The following is a 16700-nucleotide window of genomic DNA, read 5'->3' as shown; positions in this document are numbered from 1 at the left end:
CGTCATCCTCGGACTTGTCTCGAGGATCTGCGACCTATTGATCTTATTCAACGTGACTAGGTCCTCGGCACAGGGCCGAGGATGACGTCGAGGGAACCAGCGATTTCGAGATGGACCGCAGCCTGCCCGGAAATCTAAACCGGGCGGCAATTCGGCAGACCCTAGAATGATTGCCGAGGTTTCCGCAGCTTCTCAGTCGAACAGGCCGGAAACCGACTGTTCCTGTGCGGTGCGGTTGATCGCTTCGCCGAGCAGGCCTGCGGTGCTCACCACGCGGATATTATGCGCGGACTGGACACCGGTGGTCGGCTGGATGCTGTCGGTGATGACGAGTTCGCGCAGCTTCGAGGAGGCCACGCGGGCAACCGCGCCGCCGGAAAGCACGCCGTGGGTGATATAGGCGGTGACGCTGGTGGCGCCCTTTTTCAGCAGCGCCTCAGCGGCGTTGCAGAGCGTGCCGCCGGAATCGACGATGTCGTCGATGAGGATGCAGTCCTTGCCGGAGACATCGCCGATGACGTTCATGACTTCGGATTCGCCCGGACGGTCACGGCGCTTGTCGACGATGGCCAGAAGACAGTCGAGACGCTTGGCGAGGGCACGGGCGCGGACCACGCCGCCAACGTCGGGCGAAACGACCATGACATTGTTGGTGTCGTAATGGTCCTTCACGTCGCGGGCCAGAATGGGCGCTGCGAAGAGGTTGTCGGTGGGGATATCGAAGAAGCCCTGGATCTGGCCGGCATGGAGATCGAGGGTGAGAACGCGGTCGGCGCCGGCTTCGGTGATCAGATTGGCGACGAGCTTGGCGGAAATCGGGGTGCGGGGGCCGGCCTTGCGGTCCTGGCGGGCGTAACCGAAATAGGGAAGCACCGCGGTAATGCGCTTTGCCGATGAGCGGCGCATGGCGTCGATCATGATGAGAAGTTCCATCAGATGATCATTTGCCGGGAAGGAGGTGGACTGGACGATGAAAACGTCTTCGCCGCGCACGTTCTCGCTGATTTCTACGAATATTTCCTGGTCAGCAAACCGCTTTACAGTGGCATTTCCGAGAGGAACGTTAAGATACTTGCAGATCGCTTCGGCAAGGTGCCGGTTCGAATTGCCTGCGAAAACCTTCATTGCGGCCGCCTGTTTCCATGCCATCGCCTTGCATCACGGGGCTCAATCCACCGTAACCAAGCGTCGTTCAAGGGGAGGAACATCCGGCTGAAAAGCCTTTGCCGGATACGCCTTGTTGCCATGCGCGCCTTAATAGCGCTGTTGCTTCCGATTGCAAGAGGACTCCGCGCTTTCGCAATGATTTTCGTGAAATCTCTGTGACTTCTCCCGCCGTTTTCACCTCATCCCTGTTGAGACTGCTTCCATGACGAATAGTCGTTGAGCGTTTTTGCAGCGATATCCTGCATGACCCTGTCGGTCACGGCGGCCCATGGATCGCTGCCTTTTGCCGCCACCGTTTCCTGCCCCTGCAGGCGGTGAAGCCGCACGCCATTGGCGTCCAGAATGTCCCAGACGTAGACGACATTGACCTTGGCGCCATCGGCAAAGGCGGAGAAATATCCCTTCAGGATGTTTTCGGCCGAATTGTCGTTGGAGGCCCGGATGGTCAGCCCCTTCGCCCGCGCTTCGGCCCCGAGCTGGCGCGACAGCGGCGTCACCGCCTGAACCGGCGCTCCGATGATCGGCAGGAAGCGGATGGAGTTTGCGGAAGAGGCGGGCGCAAGCGATGCCGTCTGCTGTGCGGGTGCAGGTTGAGCGGCGGCGGGTGGCTGGGCTGCGGTCTGGTTCTGGCGAAGCGGCTCGCCGTACTGGCTGCCGTTGGACAGCGCCTGTGCCTGCGCCTGCAACGAATTTTGCGGTGCATAGGCGGGAACGGATGTTGCGGTTGCCGGAGCGCCCGTGGGGGCGCGGTCGGCGGCGGCGGCCATCTGGTCGAGATCGCCCTGGGTCACGGGTGTCGATTGCGAGGCATTGTGGCCGACATCCACCTGCGGTGTCAGCGCTTCCGTCGTGTTGCAGCCTGACAGGGCCAGCATCATCGCTGGAACAATGATGGCCGGAAAAAGGGGGGTGAACCCCGTCCGGCTCATGCGATTTTCCCTCTCATGTTCCGCTCCTTCTTGCCCAAGGTGGCGCAATGTAAGGGCGGTTTTCCCGCTCTGTCAAACCCGGCGGCGATTTAAGCTGTGAGAAGATCGAGGTTGTGGCGCGAGAGCGGCTCCGGCGCGCCCTCCGTGGTCAGATAGGTCTGGCCGAGCGTCATGGCCGTGCCGGAATCGGAATCCATCACGATCATATGCACGAAGAGCGTCATGTCGGCGGTGATCTCCTGTGGATTGCCGGCGTGGAACATCTGATGCTCCATCCAGGACGGCGAGAAGCGTGCGCCCAGCGAATAACCGCAGGAGTTCAGCCGGTGGCGAGTCAAGCCGCGTTCGTCCATCACGCGGGCATGCACGTCGAAGACATCGCCGAAGGTCTTGCCCGGCCGCAGCACCTCTTCGATGGCGGTGAGGTTTTGCAGGCAGGCGCTGTAAAGCTCCTTCTGGCGGAAGTCCTGTTCGCCGATCACCACCGTGCGCATCATGGCGGCATGGTAGTGGGCGCTGACACCCGCCCATTCCAGCGTCAGCTGATCCTTGGCGTCGAGCCTGCGGCGGCCGGCCTTGTAACGGCACAGCAGCGCATCCGCGCCGGAACCGACGATGAATTCATTGGCGGGGTAATCGCCGCCGCCGGCCAGAACCGCTCCCTGCATTGCCGCGAGAATTGCGGCCTCGTCCGCGCCGGGCCTGATGAGCGGCAACGCTGCGTCCAGCGCCGCATCGGCCAGTTGGCCCGCCTTGCGCGCATAGGCGATCTCGGCCGGGCTTTTGACGAGCCGCAGGGTGCTGACCAGATAGGAAGCGTCGCTCATCTGGCAGAAGCTGGCGAGCTGATTGTCCAGCAGGCGGGCGACGCGGCCGGTCATGCCGTGCGTGTCGTATTCGACGCCGATCTTTGCGCCCAGCAGGTCGAGATCGCTCAGCAGGTTCTTGAGATCGAGCGTCGGGTCGGCATTGGGCCGGTCGACCCAGATCAGGATATTCTCGATGATGGAGGTATTGCGGGCCTGGCGCAGATCCGCCGAGCGGGTCAGAAGCGTCATGGAGCCGTCCGATTTGACCACCAGCGTCTGGAAGAAGCAGTAGCCGAACGTGTCATAGCCGGTCAGCCAATACATGCTTTCCTGCGCGAAAAGCAGAAGGGCGTCCAGCTTCTCCTCGGCCATTTTCGCGAGCAGACGCTCGCGACGGGCATCGAATTCCGAAAGCTCGAAATGCAGGGCCATGTCAGTCCTCCAGAATTGCGATTGCGGAAATCTGCCGGCCATAATCGGGTTCGGCGCGGTGGGTGGTGCGGCGGTAGGAATAGAAGCGATGTTCGTCGGGATAGGTGCAGAGGCCGAGATTTTCCGCCTTCACACCGGCTTTCGTCAGCCGGTCGATGGTGAATTGCTTGAGGTCGAACAATGCGTGACCTTGCCTTTCCGTCCCGGCGAAATAATCCGCATAGGCCGGATCGATATCGGTGAAACGCGCCACATATTCCGGACCGACCTCATAATTGTTCTGGCTGATCGAAGGGCCGAGCGAGGCGGCGATGCGCTCCCGGCTGGCGCCGAGCGTCGTCATGGTCTCGATGGTGTTTTCGAGCACGCCGAACAGCGCCCCTTTCCAGCCGGCATGGGCCGCACCCACGACGCCCGCTTCCGCATCGGCAAACAGGATCGGGCCGCAATCGGCGCTCAGCACGCCAAGCACGAAACCCGGTGTCGCGGTTACCATGGCGTCGGCCTGCGGGCGGCTGCCGTCATAGGTTTCATCGACCACGAGAACATCGGGGGAATGGATCTGGTGCACGGTGGCGAGGCGCTCCGCCGACAGGCCGAACCATTGCGTTACGCGCCGACGGTTTTCCTGCACCCGTTCCGGTTCGTCATGCGAGCCGAGGCCGACATTGAGGCCCTGATAAAGCCCTTCCGACACGCCGCCCTGCCGGGTGAAAAAACCGTGGCGGATACGGTTTTTGCTGTAATCGGCGAGCAGGGGACTCTGGATGGGGAGCGGCAGCGTTGCGTTCTGCATGGTGCGGGAGTTCCTTGGAGAATATCGCTGTTGGCCAGTGAGGTGCGGTTAAGCGAGATGTTTCCGGTTGCCGCGGCGTTGCGCGGCGTGTGTGATGCAGTGTGCCTGCTTCGTGTGTCGCGGCGATGTTGGCCCAGAGGTGATTGCGCTGTCAATCCACCGCGCGAAACGGCAGGAGATGAAGCGCGGGACTTGAAACGGCGATGACCTTGAAAAGTTCCCCCATCTTGCCGGCGCCTTCGCCGGCAAGGCGGTTGACCGCTTCGGCGATTTCCAGCGTCTGGTCGGGCGTGGCCTTGGCGGCAAGTGCGGCCGCACGCTCCTTGAGACCGAGGCCATAGAGAAAGTCGCCCTGTCTCAGGGTGCCGTTGACGTGTACGCCGGTTGCTTCGGCCGTTTTTACGAGGCTTTCGAAATCGACATGGCTGGTGAGATCGGCTTCGCCGGGATGCGCAAGCGCCGGATCGAAGGCATGGTTGCGCATGGCCTGCAACGTATCGCCATAACCGGCGACCAGATGGCCGTAATCGATGGCGAGCGCCGTGCCGCCATGGACGGAGAGGCGCTGGCAGATCGCGGTCATCACGGCTTCGCGGGCAGGCGAAATCTCGAATATGGTGCCAATCGGCTGCCGTTCCGGCTGCGGCGGCAGCAAAGCCGGATCTATGCCGGCAAGCCCGGTCGAGAACACAAGTTCGTCATTGGCATCGAGGCTGACGACCCGTTCGCGAAAACCCTGCGGCGTCTTTATGAATTGCCGGATCGGAATGGCGTCGAAAAGTTCGTTGGCGACGAGGAGCAGGAAACCTTCCGGTACGTCGTCGAAACTGTCGTGCCAGGTCAGCCTGTCCGCATGTGCGGCCAGCGTTTCCTTCTGGATGGCGGAAAGGCGGGGGCTGGTTTCCACCAGATGCACTTGCATCGTCTCGTAAAGCGGCGGTGCGATGCGGCGGATGACGCGCAGCATGTCCGACATCATGGTGCCGCGGCCGGGGCCGATTTCCACCAATTGCGTTTCCATGGGGGCGCCGTGCCTCTGCCAGGCATGGACTACGAAAACGCCGAGCATTTCGCCGAAAAGCTGGCTGACTTCAGGTGCGGTGATGAAATCGCCCGAACGGCCGAAGGGCTCGCGGCTCCTGTAATAACCGTGCTCTGGGTCAGCGAGGCAGAGCGAGAAGAAGTCGGTAACGCTAAGCGGACCGTTGAGCCGGATAAGTGATTTGATGCGTTGCGCGAGCGGTGTCGTCATGGCGGGTCATACCGTTCAGGCGCTTTTTGCCGCGCTGCGCGCCCGCAGAACCGCCCAGAGGCCGAGAGCGAACATGGGGGTGGAGAGTACCATGCCCATGGTCAGCCAGTTGCCGGCGAGATAACCGATCTGCGCGTCCGGCTCGCGGAAGAATTCCACGAAGATGCGCGACAGCGCGTAACCGCAGACGAAGATGCCGGTGACGACGCCGGGCGTCTTCAGCGCCCTGAAGGCATAGATGGCGATTGCAAGAACGATGACGAGCACAAGGCCTTCGAGACCCGCTTCATAAAGCTGGCTCGGGTGTCGCGCGAAGGGGCCGCCGGTCGGGAAGACGACCGCCCATGGCACGTCGGCGATGCGCCCCCACAATTCGCCATTGATGAAATTGGCGATGCGTCCGAACAGCAGGCCGATGGGTGCCACGGCCGCGACGACGTCGAACATGCTCCAGACCGGAATGCCGTTCTTGCGGGCGAAGAGGATCATGGCGACGGTGGTGCCGATCAGGCCGCCATGGAACGACATGCCGCCATTCCATATCTCGATTGCCCTGATGGGATTGGCGGCAACCGCGGCGAGATCGTAAAACAGGATGTAGCCTATGCGCCCGCCGAGCACGATGCCGCCGGCTGCCCAAAGAATGAAATCGTCAAGATGCTGCGCCGAGATCGGCGACGTCTCGTTCGGCCACAGGCGATCCGTGCGGGCGAGGCGGCGGGCGTAAAACCAGCCGAGCATGATGCCCGCGACATAGGCGATGCCGTACCAGTGGATCGAGAGCGGGCCGAGGGACAGCGCCACCGGATCGATATTGGGGAAGGGCATGATGGCGAGTTGGGTGGGAGCGGCTAACAATCCGTATATTCCGTCATCGTTGTGGGGCGGACAACGGAACGAGCCATTGCCTGAAGGGGCCGGGCGATGATGCTCACCGGTCTCCCTGACGCCAAGGAAAATGGCGATTGCGATGGCGGCGGTCAAGGTGATTCTTCAAGCTCCGGTTCAAGATACCGTAGGCCATGCAAGCTCTTGCGATTTTTCGATTTCGCTTGCAAGGCGGCGATGGAGTGCCTACCTGAAGGCTAGCAACAGCGGGCAAGACGATGCCCCTGAACCGACGAAGGATGAGCGCCATGAGCACGACAGGCACCAACCGTTTTCTGGATGAATTCGCCAAGCTGATGACCGATGCGGCCGGCGCAGCGCAGGGTGTGCGCAAGGAAGCCGAAGCCGCTTTTCATGCGCAGGCGGATCGCTGGCTGAACAGTCTGGACGTCGTCCGGCGCGAGGAATTCGATGCCGTTCGCGAAATGGCCATTCAGGCGCGTGATGAAAACGACGCGCTGCGCGCCCGTATCGAGGCTCTGGAAGCGAAGCTTTCCGCCGCCAAAGACTGATTTTTTAACGCTTTTTTTCGATGGGTCCCGGATCGCTTGCGATTCCGGGGCTTTTTGTTTTCGGCCCATTCCGCCCGAAATGACTCCCGGTTGTTAAAAACGTCTCTCCGGCACGAATTTTTTGGGGCCTGTGGACACTTCCAAAAAACGCAATCGGCAGAGTCGCTTATGTATCTCACCTGAGGTGATGGGGGAGGAGATATCCACTGTTCAAAAAGCAAAAATGGCGGGGAAGGGGTGGCAGCAGGACTCGGCCATTATACACTGATTTTAAATGATGATTCGAAAAGACCTGGTAAGCTCCAGACAGGGTGAATGCGTAATTCTGGTGGTGTCGGGCAATCGTCTCAAATGTTTATCCCGGTTTGTATGTGCGTTTTGTGCCCGGCGTTCAAAACAGGACATTCCTACCGGCTGAGAAGGTGCCGCATGAGTCTGATAGAATTTGAAATTGAGCGTCAGTCCAATCCCGTGGACATGATCGAGATCGTCGCCGCCTCGAACGACTGGTCGTTCGAACGTTCAGGCGAAGATGAGATCGCCATGACTGTCGCCGGTCACTGGGCCGACTATCACGTCTCCTTTTCATGGATGGAAGAGTTCGAGGCGCTACATCTTGCCTGCGCCTTCGACATCAAGGTGCCGGACCAGCGCGTCAACGAAGTCATTCGTCTGCTCTCTCAGGTCAACGGTCAGGTGCTGATGGGGCATTTCGATCTGTGGCGGCAGGAAGATGTGGTGATCTTCCGCCAGTCCCTGCTTCTGGCGGGCGGCGCCGAACCGAACAACCAGCAGGTGGAAGTGCTGCTTTCCAGCGCTCTGGAGGCCTGCGAACAATATTATCAGGCATTCCAGTTCGTCGTCTGGTCGGGGCTGGATGCGAAAAGTGCAATCGAAGCGGTCATGTTCGAGACCGTCGGAGAAGCGTAAGATGGTATATAAGGCTTCCGGGCCGCTCGTCCTGGTGGGCGCCGGCAACATGGGCGGCGCCCTGCTTTCAGGCTGGCTGAAAAAGGGTGTGCCAGGATCGCAGGTCATCGTCATCGATCCGCGCCCTTCCGACGCCATGCGGACGACGATTGCGGAAGCCGGAGCCACCCATAGCGAAAGCGTGCCCGAGGGCGTCAAGGCCGGTATTCTTTTCGTGGCGGTGAAGCCGCAGATGATGGAAGCCGTGCTGCCCTCACTGAAACCCCTGCTGGGCCCGCATACGGTCGTCGTTTCGATTGCGGCGGGCACCACCATCGGCACGTTCGTTTCGCATTTCGGCAAGGTTGCCGCCGTGCGGGCCATGCCCAACACACCGGCCATGGTCGGCCGTGGCGTCACGGGTGCCTATGCCAACGAGCTGGTGACGCCGGAGCTTAAAACGGTGGTGGACGGGCTGCTGAAAGTCAGCGGCCCGGTCGAATGGGTGGATGCCGAAAGCGATATCGACGCGGTGACCGCGGTTTCGGGAAGCGGCCCGGCCTATGTCTTCTATCTGGTGGAATGCATGGCCGAAGCCGGCCGCAAGGCCGGTCTGCCGGCGGATGTGGCCATGCGTCTGGCGCGCGAAACCGTGGCCGGCGCCGGCGAGCTGCTGCATCAGTCCTCCGACGAGGCGGCGCGCCTGCGCCAGAATGTCACCTCGCCGGGCGGCACCACGGCTGCGGCGCTATCCGTGCTGATGGCCGAAGACGGCATGCAACCGCTGTTCGACAGGGCGGTCGCTGCCGCAAAAAACCGCGCCGAAGAGCTGGCGGGCTGAAGGGGCGGGCCATGAGCGGTGAAATTTCCTATGCCGATTTCGAGAAGGTCGATATCCGTGTCGGCACCATCATCGAAGCGGAGCCTTTTCCCGAAGCGCGCAAGCCCGCTTTCAAGGTGAAGATCGATTTCGGGCCGGAGATCGGCGTCAAGAAATCCTCGGCGCAGATCACGGTGCATTATACGCTGGAAAGCCTTGTCGGCCGGCAGGTTCTGGGCGTGGTGAATTTTCCGCCGCGCCAGATCGGCCCTTTCCGGTCCGAGGTCCTGACGCTCGGTTTTGCCGATGCCAATGGCGATATCGTGCTTGCCGCCGTCGAGCGGCCGGTGCCGAACGGCGAGAAAATGTGCTGATAGAACTGACGGCTCAGTGCCGAGGTGACGGAAACAGCAAGTCCGTGTCACACTTTTCGCTCCGGTGCTCTAGAGCATTTCCAGGAAAAGTGGAGCCCGGTTTTCCGTCCGGAAATGCGCCGAAACAAGGAGTTAGAGTGTTTTCGCGATTCGAAGAAAAGCGAAAAAACTCTAAGCCGGAATTTTGACGATTACCCGCAATCCGCCCATCGGGCTTTCATCGAGCGTCACATCGCCGCCGTGGCTGCGGGCGATATCGCGGACGATGGAAAGGCCAAGGCCGGTGCCCGAAGCATTGAGGTTACGCGCCTCGTCCAGCCGGAAGAACGGCTTGAACACATCCTCGCGTGAGTTCTCCGGAATGCCCGGCCCGTCATCGTCAAAGGTCATGATGATGGAACGCGGCGCCTTGCGGATATCGATGTGGAGATTGCCGGCGTAGCGCCGTGCATTTTCGGCCAGATTGGCGACGAGCCGGGACAGCGCATTCGGCCGCGCGATGATCCGCTCGATATTATAAAGCTCGTAGCTGAATTTCTTGCCGTGCAGCTCGAAATCATGGCCGATTTTTTCGAGAAGGGCTGGAAGCTCCAGCGTGCCGACATCCTCTTCGACATCGGTACGGGCGAAGGTCAGATAGGCCTCGAGCATCGACTGCATGTCCTCGACATCCTTGTCGAGCCCCTCGAGGTCGGGATTGTCACCCGCGAGCGCCAGTTGCAGCTTGAAACGGGTGAGGATGGTGCGCAGGTCGTGGCTAACGCCGTTCAGCATGGCGGTACGCTGTTCCATCTGCCGCTCGATACGCTCGCGCATCAGGATGAAGGCGAGGCCGGCGCGCCGCACCTCATCCGCACCGCGGGGGGAATAGCCGCTGATCTTCTGGCCCTTGCCGAAGTTTTCCGCCGCCTTGGCGAGCGCTTCGATGGGTTTGATCTGCCCGCGCAGGAAAAGGATGGAGATGGCGATCAGCACCAGCGATGCCCCGACCATCCAGACAAGGAAGATATGGGTGTTGGAGGCATAGGCCGAACTGCGGCGGGTGAAGACGCGCAGGGTCTTGTCTTCCAGCTGGATGCGGATTTCCACCAGTGAGCCATTGCCATAGGTATCGATCCAGAACGGCCTGCCGATCTGCTGCGTCAGCTGATCCGCGAGGATCCTGTCGAGGATCGAAAACAGCGGCTCCGGTCTCGGGGCCGGCAGGTCTGTCTTCGGTTCGATATAGACGCTGAGATCCAGCTTGTCGCGGGCGATGCGGATGACGCGTTGATAGTCGTCTTCCTCCGGGTCCGTCTGCAGAAGCTCGATGATCGCGGCGATATCGCGTGTTACGGCGGCGGAGAGGCGTTCCGTCACGAGCTGCCAGTGGCGTTCCATGAAGACGGCCGCGACCACGCCCTGAAGCAGGATCATGGGCAGGATGATGATAAGCAGCGAACGGGTGTAGAGGCCGGTTGGCAGCCAGTGGCGCAGCCATCTGCCCGACATGCGCCAGGCCTTGGCCGCGCCGCTGTTTCTGACTGTGCTGAGAAAATCGAGGCTCGCCATGGCCGTGCGTTCGCCCTTCGTTGGGTGCTCGTCAGTCCACGCTCAGGCGGTAACCGATGCCGCGCACCGTTTGCAGATAGACAGGATTGGCAGGGTCGTCCTCGATCTTGCGGCGAAGACGGTTGATCTGCACGTCGATGGTTCTTTCGCCCACTTCCGATTCCGCTTCCACCAGCTCGTGGCGGGGAATGGTATCGCCGGCGCGCAGCGCAAAAAGCAGCATGATCTCCTGCTCGCGATCCGTCAGGCGGATCGTTTCGGGACCGCGCCGCAATTCCTTTTTGGGGATGGAGAAGCTGTAGGGGCCGAACATGATCTGTTCGATCTTGGGCGTATCGGGCGAGGTATTGCGCCGCAGGATATTGTTGATGCGAAGGACGAGCTCGCGCGGGTCGAAAGGTTTGGCGAGATAATCGTCCGCTCCCGCTTCCAGCCCGGCGATGCGCGAATCCGCTTCCGACCGGGCGGTCAGAAGGATGACCGGCACGGATTTGTCCTCGTTCAGCGAGCGGGTCAGCGAAAGTCCGTTTTCGCCCGGCATCATCACGTCGAGGATGAGCAGATCGAAGCGGATGCCCACCATTTTGCGCCGGGCTTCGGCGGCATCGGCCGCCACGGAGATACGATAGCCCTTGTCGCCCAGAAAGCGCTGCAGGAGATCGCGAATGCGGGCATCGTCGTCGACGATCAGGAGATGGGCCGCATCGTCATCCGCCGGCGGACGTTTTGTCGGTGCTGTCGCCATCGTCACTCGTCCTCCACGGTTGTCGTCGTCGTCGGGCTGCGCATCTGCGCCAGGAACTTGCGCACGCAGGCGCGGGCGTCCGGCCCGAGGCCTTCCAGCGCGCGGTCGATGCGGCGCGATTGCGGCTCGCTCAGCGCCAGCGCCAGTTCGCGACCCGTCAGCGTTGGGTAGAGCCTGCGCTGGCGGCGATCTTCCGGGCCCGCCATCTGGCGGATGTAACCGTCGTCGATCAATTGCTTCAGCACACGGGCAAGGCTCTGCTTGGTAATCTGCAGCGTATCGAGCAGATCCGCCACCGTCATACCCGGCTGCCGGCTGACGAAATAGACTACTCGGTGATGCGCCCGCCCATATTCCAGTTTCGACAGAATGACATCGGGATCTGAGACGAAATCGCGATAGGCGAAGAACAGCGCCTCGATCGTGTCGAAGTCGATCTTGCCGTCGTCAACCTTCGGGAGTGCCGGTGTCTGCCTGGCGGCGGCGGTTTTGAGCGATTGCGGTGGCACTGCGGTTCCTTCATATTCTGCGGCTGTCTGATCATAGGCTGACAGGCGTCGATGCGCCAATATTCTGTAAACATAGCCGAAAATGCGTCCGCTCGGGAGAATGCCGCGATCATTTTCTGTTGCGGTGGATAATATGGCGCGGGTGCGGGTGCAACTGGAATCCTGAGTGACCTTTACCGGAAATAGAAAAGAGCGCGGAAACTCCGCGCTCTTTATCCGTCTCTTGATGTCCGCCGTGCGTTTACTGATAGACGTAGACGATCCGTCGCGTCGAAGGTTCGACCAGAACCGGCACGTCGTTCACCTGGACATAACGATATTGATAGTCCGGAATTTCAACGAGACGTGTATCCGACGGCAACACGCTACCGACGGCTATATCGCCGTCATAGGTGACGGTGTCTGCGGGATGTTCGTCAATATAGGTCATCACCGATTGCGGTGGATCGACTTCGCCGACGCGGCCGAGGTTCGGATCGCCGGGATTGGGTTCTGCCTGCACGCTCGAGGTTGTTTCATAGGTCACGACCGGCACGCTGAGTTCCGAGCGGCGCTGCTCGAGGATGACCGGCGAGCCCTCATACATGACGTTCAGATAATCGGCATGGGCCCAGCCGCGCAGGCCGTTGACTTCGATCCGGCACCAGCTGCTGCCTTCCATGCAGCCATCCAGAACCGCATTGCTGCCGCGGGTGGCCAGTCCCACTTCGGGATAGTCTTCACCGGGGCCTGAGCGAACGGAAATATCCGATGCGGTGGTGGCGACCATGGCGGCGTTCGCGAAACCGGCCATCAAGGCGAAGGCGCCGCCAGCCATGAGCATTTTAAGCGTCTTGTCCATGTGTCTCACTCCTTTCAAGACTGGAGCTAGAACGTCGCAACCATCGGGGCGTTCCACATTTTTTGCCGGCAATTCCCGCCATCCGCCGAAGATTTATTGCTATCTCACTGTTTCCATGGTGGTTTTTAGACTGGTCCAGCCACTGAAAGCCGGCGTCTTTTCCGCCGCCATTGTGCCGCCACCGGTCGCGGGCTATAGGAGGCAGGAGCTTTCAGACAGGAGACACAGGATATGGGAAAATTGCAGGCGGGCATTATTCCGGTCACGCCATTCGAGCAGAATTGCACCATCCTGTTCGATCAGGATACCAAGGAGGGCGTCGTCGTCGATCCCGGTGGGGATGTGGACGTCATTCTCCAGGTCGTGTCTGAAAACGGCATCGCGCTGAAAGAAATCTGGCTGACGCACGGGCATCTCGATCATGCCGGTGGCGCGGATGAACTGCGTGAAAAGCTGTCGCTGCCGGTCATCGGGCCGCATGAGGACGACCGGCCCTTGCTCGAAAGAGTTGAGGCGCAGGCAGAAAAATACGGCATTAGCGGTCTTCGGAACGTCGCGCCCGACAAATGGCTGAAGGACGGCGACAGGGTATCCTTCGGGGATCATGTCTTCGAGGTGTATCATTGCCCGGGCCATGCGCCCGGCCACGTCATATATTACAACCGCGACCAGAACTTCGCCCATGTCGGCGACGTGCTGTTTTCGGGATCGGTGGGGCGCACGGACCTGCCGGGCGGAAACCACGAGCAATTGATGGCCTCCATCCGCGACAAGCTTTTGCCGCTGGGTGACGATGTCGGTTTCATCTGCGGCCATGGCCCGGGTGGACGGCTGGGTGAGGAACGGCTCACCAACCCCTATCTCAAGGGGCTCTGAGTGCCGGCCCATTAGAGTTTTCCACTTTTCCTGGAAATGCTCTAAGGCCTGCAGGACGCACAAAAAAACCCGGCATTCCTGCCGGGCTTCAACTAGAAAAGAAAGCCGTTTTAGGGTCAGCCAGCAATCTGCAGATTGACTGCCTTCGGCCCCTTGCCGCGACGATCCGGTTCCGTGTCGAAGCTCACTTTCTGATTTTCTGAAAGTCCGGACAGGCCAGAAGCCTGTACGGCAGAGATGTGAACAAAGATATCAGCGCCACCATTGTCTGGCTTGATGAAGCCGAAGCCTTTGTCTGTATTGAAGAATTTTACGGTGCCAGTTTCGGCCATGCATCAGGTCCTTTTCGCTCTGCCCGCGTTCAGCTACAGGCAGCATTACAGTTTTGCCCCGCGTGGGCGTTGGCAGGCAGTTTTTGACTATTGAGAAAATGGACCTTCGCAGCGGGAAGTAATGGCGTTCTCATCCAACGTTTTTCGTCCCACCGCCCGAGGTTTATAGCGTCCCCAGTGCGCAAAATTATAGGCCTTCCCATGCTCGCAAATTGCCCGAACCGCGGTAGAGTGATGCGTTTATCGAAAATTGGCAAGCAAAAGTTTTCACGGGCTTTTTGTCAGATAAAAAACCTGCGGTAGAATAACATCGCGCAATCGCATATTTTTTCCGCAGAAGCGACAATTGATGAAATAATTGCCGTTTGCCGCAGGATTTCACGGCAAAATTTGAATGCCCTATCTGGATTTATGGCGGAACGAGAAAAATAAGTTCTTTTTGCGTCAGGCCGCTCCAGCCATGGATTTTTGCCGTTTGCGCGTCAATTCCGGCACCAGTTCCACGATCAGGATCGCGACGAATATGATCAGGCAGCCGATATAGCCGGCGCTTGAAATGGTTTCCTTCAGGAACACCGAAGCCAGCAAAGCGCCGAAAAGCGCTTCCGAAGACAGGAATATCGCGGCCTGCGGGGCGGTGGTGTAACGCTGGCCGATGACCTGCAGCACGAAGGCGAGGCCGGAGGAGACGAGGCCGACATAGAGGATTTCCGCCAGCGACGCCTCGATGGAGGCCATGCTGATCGGTTCGAACACAACGCCGATCATGCAACTAAGAAGGGAGCAAACGGCGAACTGGGTGCAGGAAAGCGCCAGCGGCCTTCCGCTTTCAGAGACGAAGCGCCCGGCCAGCGTGATCTGGATCGCCCAGAAGAAGGCGCAGATGATGCTGAGAATATCGCCCGTGGTCAGTGCCTCGAATGCGCCGCCGGAGAGCAGGAATATGCCGCCCAGCATCATCAGCGCGCATGGCCAGACGATCCAGTGGGGGTGACGGCGGTAAAGCACGACGGCGATCACGGGTACGAAGATGACGTAAAGCCCGGTCAGGAAGCTGGAATTGGTGACGGTCGTGGTCAGGAGCCCGACCTGCTGGGTGGTGGCGCCGCCGAACAGGGCCAGACCCACGAGGATGAAGCTGCCGATTTCGCGCCGGCGCGGCGGCGATTTCAGCGACCTTGTTTCCATGAGCGCGAAGGGCAGCACGGCGATGGCGGCGATGGCGAAACGCAGGCCGACGAACCAGAACGGGCCGATAGAGGCCATGGCGGAGGATTGCGCGACGAAGCCGCCTCCCCAGATTGCTGCGGCGAGCAGAAGCAGCATATTGGCCTGAATACGCGTCATTGTTGGCACCAGCACGGCAGGGCCGGAAGATCATTCAGTCGCGGCCGTGGCAATTCGGGGATTTTTGAAATATCGATCCGCGATGCGGATGACTGTTTCCGGGTGCTTTAGCAGCAACCTGCCGATGCCGCAAGTCGAGGGAAGGGCCGCTTATTTGTAGCGGCGGGCCTCGTCCTTCAGGCTGCGCCGGGTGAGCGTCAGGCCGCCAATGCCGAGGCCGATGAAGGCCGCGGCCGAAAGGACGATGAGCAGGATGTGGGGACCCGCTTTCGTCGTCGTCGCCACCTGCGGGATGGCGGAAGTATGCAGGGTATCGATCGCCTGGGCAGCCGCATTGGCCGAGGTTGCTATGCCGGCGGCCATGGTGACGATGACAAGAAAAGCCGCAACGGCCATCCAGAGGGAAAACAGCGTTCTCTGCGCCCTTAACCTTTCAACGGAAGTCCGATCGTTGGTAAACATGGCTGTCGCCTCTTGTCCCTGTTCTTAAAGGATAAAAGAGGCTTCGAAATGGACGGCTTGGAGACCGAATTCTGGCGTTCCGCGGCATTTATTGCGGCAATATTGTGGCAAAGCCGGTCAGGAGAGCCGTTTGGCCGGATTTGGCGTCAGAGGCCGCGTTTTCCGAAGGTCCGGGTCTGGCGCAGCGGGTGCGGATCGGCGGGGCGTTCTTCCCGGAAAAATGCCGGTGGCGCAGGGCCTCTTTCCGCCCTTGATGGGGCAAAATATTCACTGCCGAGTTCCGGGAAACGTGTGTCGAAACTGGTCGGGGCAAGCTCGGGCTTTGCCAGCACGTAACCCTGCATCAACAGGACGCCGAGTTCCTCGCACAGATCGACCTGCCATGCGGCTTCCAGTCCTTCGAAGACCGGCTCTATGCCATCGGCGCGAAACTGGCTGACGATGACGCGCAGAAGGGCAGCACCCGCCGAATTCTGCATGAAATCGCGCACCCAGCCGGCTTCGAATTTCACATAGTCCGGCTTGATGAGCTTCACCCGGTCGATGTCGGAATCGCCGGCGCCATAGTCATCGAGCGCCACGCGAAAACCGATATCGTGCATGTGGTAGGCGAAGTCGGCGACCATCTGCGTGTCGGAGGCTTTTTTCTCGGAGATTTCGCAGACGATGCGATCCGCCGTCATGCCGGCCTCGTGGGCGGCAAGACGCATGCGCTCCACTTCCTGGCGCATCTTGGCCGGGGTCTGGAACAGGCCCGGATGGAAGTTGACGAAGATGCGGGCGCGGGACCGGTTGAGCCTGCCGGTGTTGAGAATGTGGATCGTGCGCAGGATGCTGTCGATATTTTCGATATCTTCCGGCGCGACCAGCGAGAAGAATTCGCCCGGCGTCACCGGCTCGCCATTGCGATGGGGACGCACCAGACCCTCGAAGGAATCGATGTCGAGAATACCGCTCGCCGTGCGGCGGAAAATGGGCTGCAGGGCCGATTTCAGGTTGAAGGTGCTATAGGCCGTGGACCATGTGCCATCGACCTCGCGGACAAGACTGGAAAAGATGCTTTTGAGCGCCATTTTTCAACCAGCTATAGAGACACGACCTCTAGGCTCGCGAATGTAGCGTATCAAGCGTTACTTCCGGGTTAAGGAA

19 protein-coding genes are annotated in these 16700 nt (G+C 60.3%); 5 read left to right on the top strand and 14 right to left on the bottom strand.

The features are described 5' to 3' along the window. Window positions 1–192: 192 nt before the first annotated feature. From ACQZ5N_RS17150 to lgt, 6 genes are all read right to left on the bottom strand, one after another. The gene (locus ACQZ5N_RS17150) at window positions 193–1125 is read right to left on the bottom strand and encodes a ribose-phosphate pyrophosphokinase (RefSeq protein ID WP_003522877.1); all 933 of its coding nucleotides are present in this window, start codon (window positions 1123–1125) and stop codon (window positions 193–195) included. Between the two features lie 221 nt (window positions 1126–1346). Continuing rightward, complete coding sequence (locus tag ACQZ5N_RS17145) at window positions 1347–2096, bottom strand: hypothetical protein (protein WP_400156228.1); 750 nt, start codon at window positions 2094–2096, stop codon at window positions 1347–1349. An 89-nt stretch (window positions 2097–2185) separates the two neighbouring features. Further along, window positions 2186–3337, bottom strand: coding sequence for a M24 family metallopeptidase (locus tag ACQZ5N_RS17140; RefSeq protein ID WP_269829125.1), 1152 nt, complete (start codon window positions 3335–3337; stop codon window positions 2186–2188). Between the two features lies 1 nt (window position 3338). Further along, the gene (pgeF, locus tag ACQZ5N_RS17135; RefSeq protein WP_020811369.1) at window positions 3339–4133 is read right to left on the bottom strand and encodes a peptidoglycan editing factor PgeF; all 795 of its coding nucleotides are present in this window, start codon (window positions 4131–4133) and stop codon (window positions 3339–3341) included. A gap of 151 nt (window positions 4134–4284) precedes the next feature. Then, a complete protein-coding gene (locus ACQZ5N_RS17130; RefSeq protein ID WP_448733591.1) occupies window positions 4285–5385 on the bottom strand; it encodes a class I SAM-dependent methyltransferase in 1101 nt (366 codons plus the stop codon). Window positions 5386–5400: 15 nt separating this feature from the next. Then, the gene (lgt, locus tag ACQZ5N_RS17125) at window positions 5401–6213 is read right to left on the bottom strand and encodes a prolipoprotein diacylglyceryl transferase (RefSeq protein WP_035239431.1); all 813 of its coding nucleotides are present in this window, start codon (window positions 6211–6213) and stop codon (window positions 5401–5403) included. Window positions 6214–6521: 308 nt separating this feature from the next. On the opposite strand from lgt, the gene ACQZ5N_RS17120 reads away from it, so the two are divergent. From ACQZ5N_RS17120 to ACQZ5N_RS17105, 4 genes are all read left to right on the top strand, one after another. Next, window positions 6522–6785, top strand: a complete 264-nt coding sequence (locus ACQZ5N_RS17120) for an accessory factor UbiK family protein (RefSeq protein WP_003522871.1) — start codon at window positions 6522–6524, stop codon at window positions 6783–6785. Window positions 6786–7214: 429 nt separating this feature from the next. Next, entirely contained in the window at window positions 7215–7715 is a 501-nt protein-coding gene (locus ACQZ5N_RS17115) for a type III secretion system chaperone family protein (RefSeq protein WP_003522870.1), read from the top strand. Window position 7716: 1 nt separating this feature from the next. Further along, a complete protein-coding gene (proC, locus tag ACQZ5N_RS17110; RefSeq protein WP_448733590.1) occupies window positions 7717–8535 on the top strand; it encodes a pyrroline-5-carboxylate reductase in 819 nt (272 codons plus the stop codon). Window positions 8536–8546: 11 nt separating this feature from the next. Continuing rightward, window positions 8547–8888, top strand: coding sequence for a tRNA-binding protein (locus tag ACQZ5N_RS17105; protein ID WP_003522868.1), 342 nt, complete (start codon window positions 8547–8549; stop codon window positions 8886–8888). A 171-nt stretch (window positions 8889–9059) separates the two neighbouring features. Here ACQZ5N_RS17105 and ACQZ5N_RS17100 read toward each other — a convergent pair whose 3' ends face one another. The 4 genes from ACQZ5N_RS17100 to ACQZ5N_RS17085 form a co-directional block, all read right to left on the bottom strand. Further along, window positions 9060–10439 (bottom strand): ATP-binding protein, encoded by a 1380-nt coding sequence (locus ACQZ5N_RS17100; protein ID WP_059757454.1) that lies wholly within the window; start codon window positions 10437–10439, stop codon window positions 9060–9062. 31 nt (window positions 10440–10470) lie between these two features. Next, complete coding sequence (locus ACQZ5N_RS17095) at window positions 10471–11184, bottom strand: response regulator (RefSeq protein ID WP_003522866.1); 714 nt, start codon at window positions 11182–11184, stop codon at window positions 10471–10473. A gap of 2 nt (window positions 11185–11186) precedes the next feature. After that, entirely contained in the window at window positions 11187–11693 is a 507-nt protein-coding gene (locus tag ACQZ5N_RS17090; protein WP_031234081.1) for a MarR family winged helix-turn-helix transcriptional regulator, read from the bottom strand. A gap of 241 nt (window positions 11694–11934) precedes the next feature. Continuing rightward, window positions 11935–12534, bottom strand: coding sequence for a DUF1236 domain-containing protein (locus ACQZ5N_RS17085; RefSeq protein WP_059757456.1), 600 nt, complete (start codon window positions 12532–12534; stop codon window positions 11935–11937). A gap of 231 nt (window positions 12535–12765) precedes the next feature. On the opposite strand from ACQZ5N_RS17085, the gene ACQZ5N_RS17080 reads away from it, so the two are divergent. Then, complete coding sequence (locus tag ACQZ5N_RS17080) at window positions 12766–13410, top strand: MBL fold metallo-hydrolase (RefSeq protein WP_020811278.1); 645 nt, start codon at window positions 12766–12768, stop codon at window positions 13408–13410. Window positions 13411–13526: 116 nt separating this feature from the next. Here the strand turns inward: ACQZ5N_RS17080 and ACQZ5N_RS17075 are convergent, their stop codons facing one another. From ACQZ5N_RS17075 to ACQZ5N_RS17060, 4 genes are all read right to left on the bottom strand, one after another. Continuing rightward, window positions 13527–13742: a cold-shock protein gene (locus ACQZ5N_RS17075; protein ID WP_003494703.1), complete on the bottom strand. Its 216-nt coding sequence runs from the start codon at window positions 13740–13742 to the stop codon at window positions 13527–13529. A 444-nt stretch (window positions 13743–14186) separates the two neighbouring features. Next, window positions 14187–15089 carry a DMT family transporter gene (locus tag ACQZ5N_RS17070; RefSeq protein WP_035263654.1) on the bottom strand — a complete coding sequence of 301 codons (903 nt, stop codon included), beginning with the start codon at window positions 15087–15089 and terminating at the stop codon, window positions 14187–14189. 150 nt (window positions 15090–15239) lie between these two features. Continuing rightward, window positions 15240–15551, bottom strand: a complete 312-nt coding sequence (locus ACQZ5N_RS17065; RefSeq protein ID WP_448733589.1) for a hypothetical protein — start codon at window positions 15549–15551, stop codon at window positions 15240–15242. A gap of 146 nt (window positions 15552–15697) precedes the next feature. Next, window positions 15698–16624, bottom strand: coding sequence for an EAL domain-containing protein (locus ACQZ5N_RS17060; RefSeq protein ID WP_059757465.1), 927 nt, complete (start codon window positions 16622–16624; stop codon window positions 15698–15700). Window positions 16625–16700 lie beyond the last annotated feature (76 nt).

The sequence above is a fragment of the Agrobacterium sp. 22-221-1 genome, from assembly GCF_053522445.1.
The sequence above is the reverse complement of the archived record's forward strand: the minus strand, read 5'-3'. Positions and strand labels throughout refer to the sequence as shown.

What these genes read in the sequence shown, in the direction of transcription:
- proC (WP_448733590.1), top strand. Translation starts at nt 7,717, where the DNA reads ATGGTATATAAGGCTTCCGGGCCGCTCGTCCTGGTGGGCGCCGGCAAC.
- ACQZ5N_RS17105 (WP_003522868.1), top strand. Translation starts at nt 8,547, where the DNA reads ATGAGCGGTGAAATTTCCTATGCCGATTTCGAGAAGGTCGATATCCGT.
- ACQZ5N_RS17085 (WP_059757456.1), bottom strand. Translation starts at nt 12,534, where the DNA reads ATGGACAAGACGCTTAAAATGCTCATGGCTGGCGGCGCCTTCGCCTTG.
- ACQZ5N_RS17145 (WP_400156228.1), bottom strand. Translation starts at nt 2,096, where the DNA reads ATGAGCCGGACGGGGTTCACCCCCCTTTTTCCGGCCATCATTGTTCCA.
- ACQZ5N_RS17065 (WP_448733589.1), bottom strand. Translation starts at nt 15,551, where the DNA reads ATGTTTACCAACGATCGGACTTCCGTTGAAAGGTTAAGGGCGCAGAGA.
- ACQZ5N_RS17130 (WP_448733591.1), bottom strand. Translation starts at nt 5,385, where the DNA reads ATGACGACACCGCTCGCGCAACGCATCAAATCACTTATCCGGCTCAAC.
- ACQZ5N_RS17150 (WP_003522877.1), bottom strand. Translation starts at nt 1,125, where the DNA reads ATGAAGGTTTTCGCAGGCAATTCGAACCGGCACCTTGCCGAAGCGATC.
- ACQZ5N_RS17140 (WP_269829125.1), bottom strand. Translation starts at nt 3,337, where the DNA reads ATGGCCCTGCATTTCGAGCTTTCGGAATTCGATGCCCGTCGCGAGCGT.
- ACQZ5N_RS17095 (WP_003522866.1), bottom strand. Translation starts at nt 11,184, where the DNA reads ATGGCGACAGCACCGACAAAACGTCCGCCGGCGGATGACGATGCGGCC.
- ACQZ5N_RS17100 (WP_059757454.1), bottom strand. Translation starts at nt 10,439, where the DNA reads ATGGCGAGCCTCGATTTTCTCAGCACAGTCAGAAACAGCGGCGCGGCC.
- lgt (WP_035239431.1), bottom strand. Translation starts at nt 6,213, where the DNA reads ATGCCCTTCCCCAATATCGATCCGGTGGCGCTGTCCCTCGGCCCGCTC.
- ACQZ5N_RS17075 (WP_003494703.1), bottom strand. Translation starts at nt 13,742, where the DNA reads ATGGCCGAAACTGGCACCGTAAAATTCTTCAATACAGACAAAGGCTTC.
- pgeF (WP_020811369.1), bottom strand. Translation starts at nt 4,133, where the DNA reads ATGCAGAACGCAACGCTGCCGCTCCCCATCCAGAGTCCCCTGCTCGCC.
- ACQZ5N_RS17070 (WP_035263654.1), bottom strand. Translation starts at nt 15,089, where the DNA reads ATGACGCGTATTCAGGCCAATATGCTGCTTCTGCTCGCCGCAGCAATC.
- ACQZ5N_RS17060 (WP_059757465.1), bottom strand. Translation starts at nt 16,624, where the DNA reads ATGGCGCTCAAAAGCATCTTTTCCAGTCTTGTCCGCGAGGTCGATGGC.
- ACQZ5N_RS17120 (WP_003522871.1), top strand. Translation starts at nt 6,522, where the DNA reads ATGAGCACGACAGGCACCAACCGTTTTCTGGATGAATTCGCCAAGCTG.
- ACQZ5N_RS17115 (WP_003522870.1), top strand. Translation starts at nt 7,215, where the DNA reads ATGAGTCTGATAGAATTTGAAATTGAGCGTCAGTCCAATCCCGTGGAC.
- ACQZ5N_RS17080 (WP_020811278.1), top strand. Translation starts at nt 12,766, where the DNA reads ATGGGAAAATTGCAGGCGGGCATTATTCCGGTCACGCCATTCGAGCAG.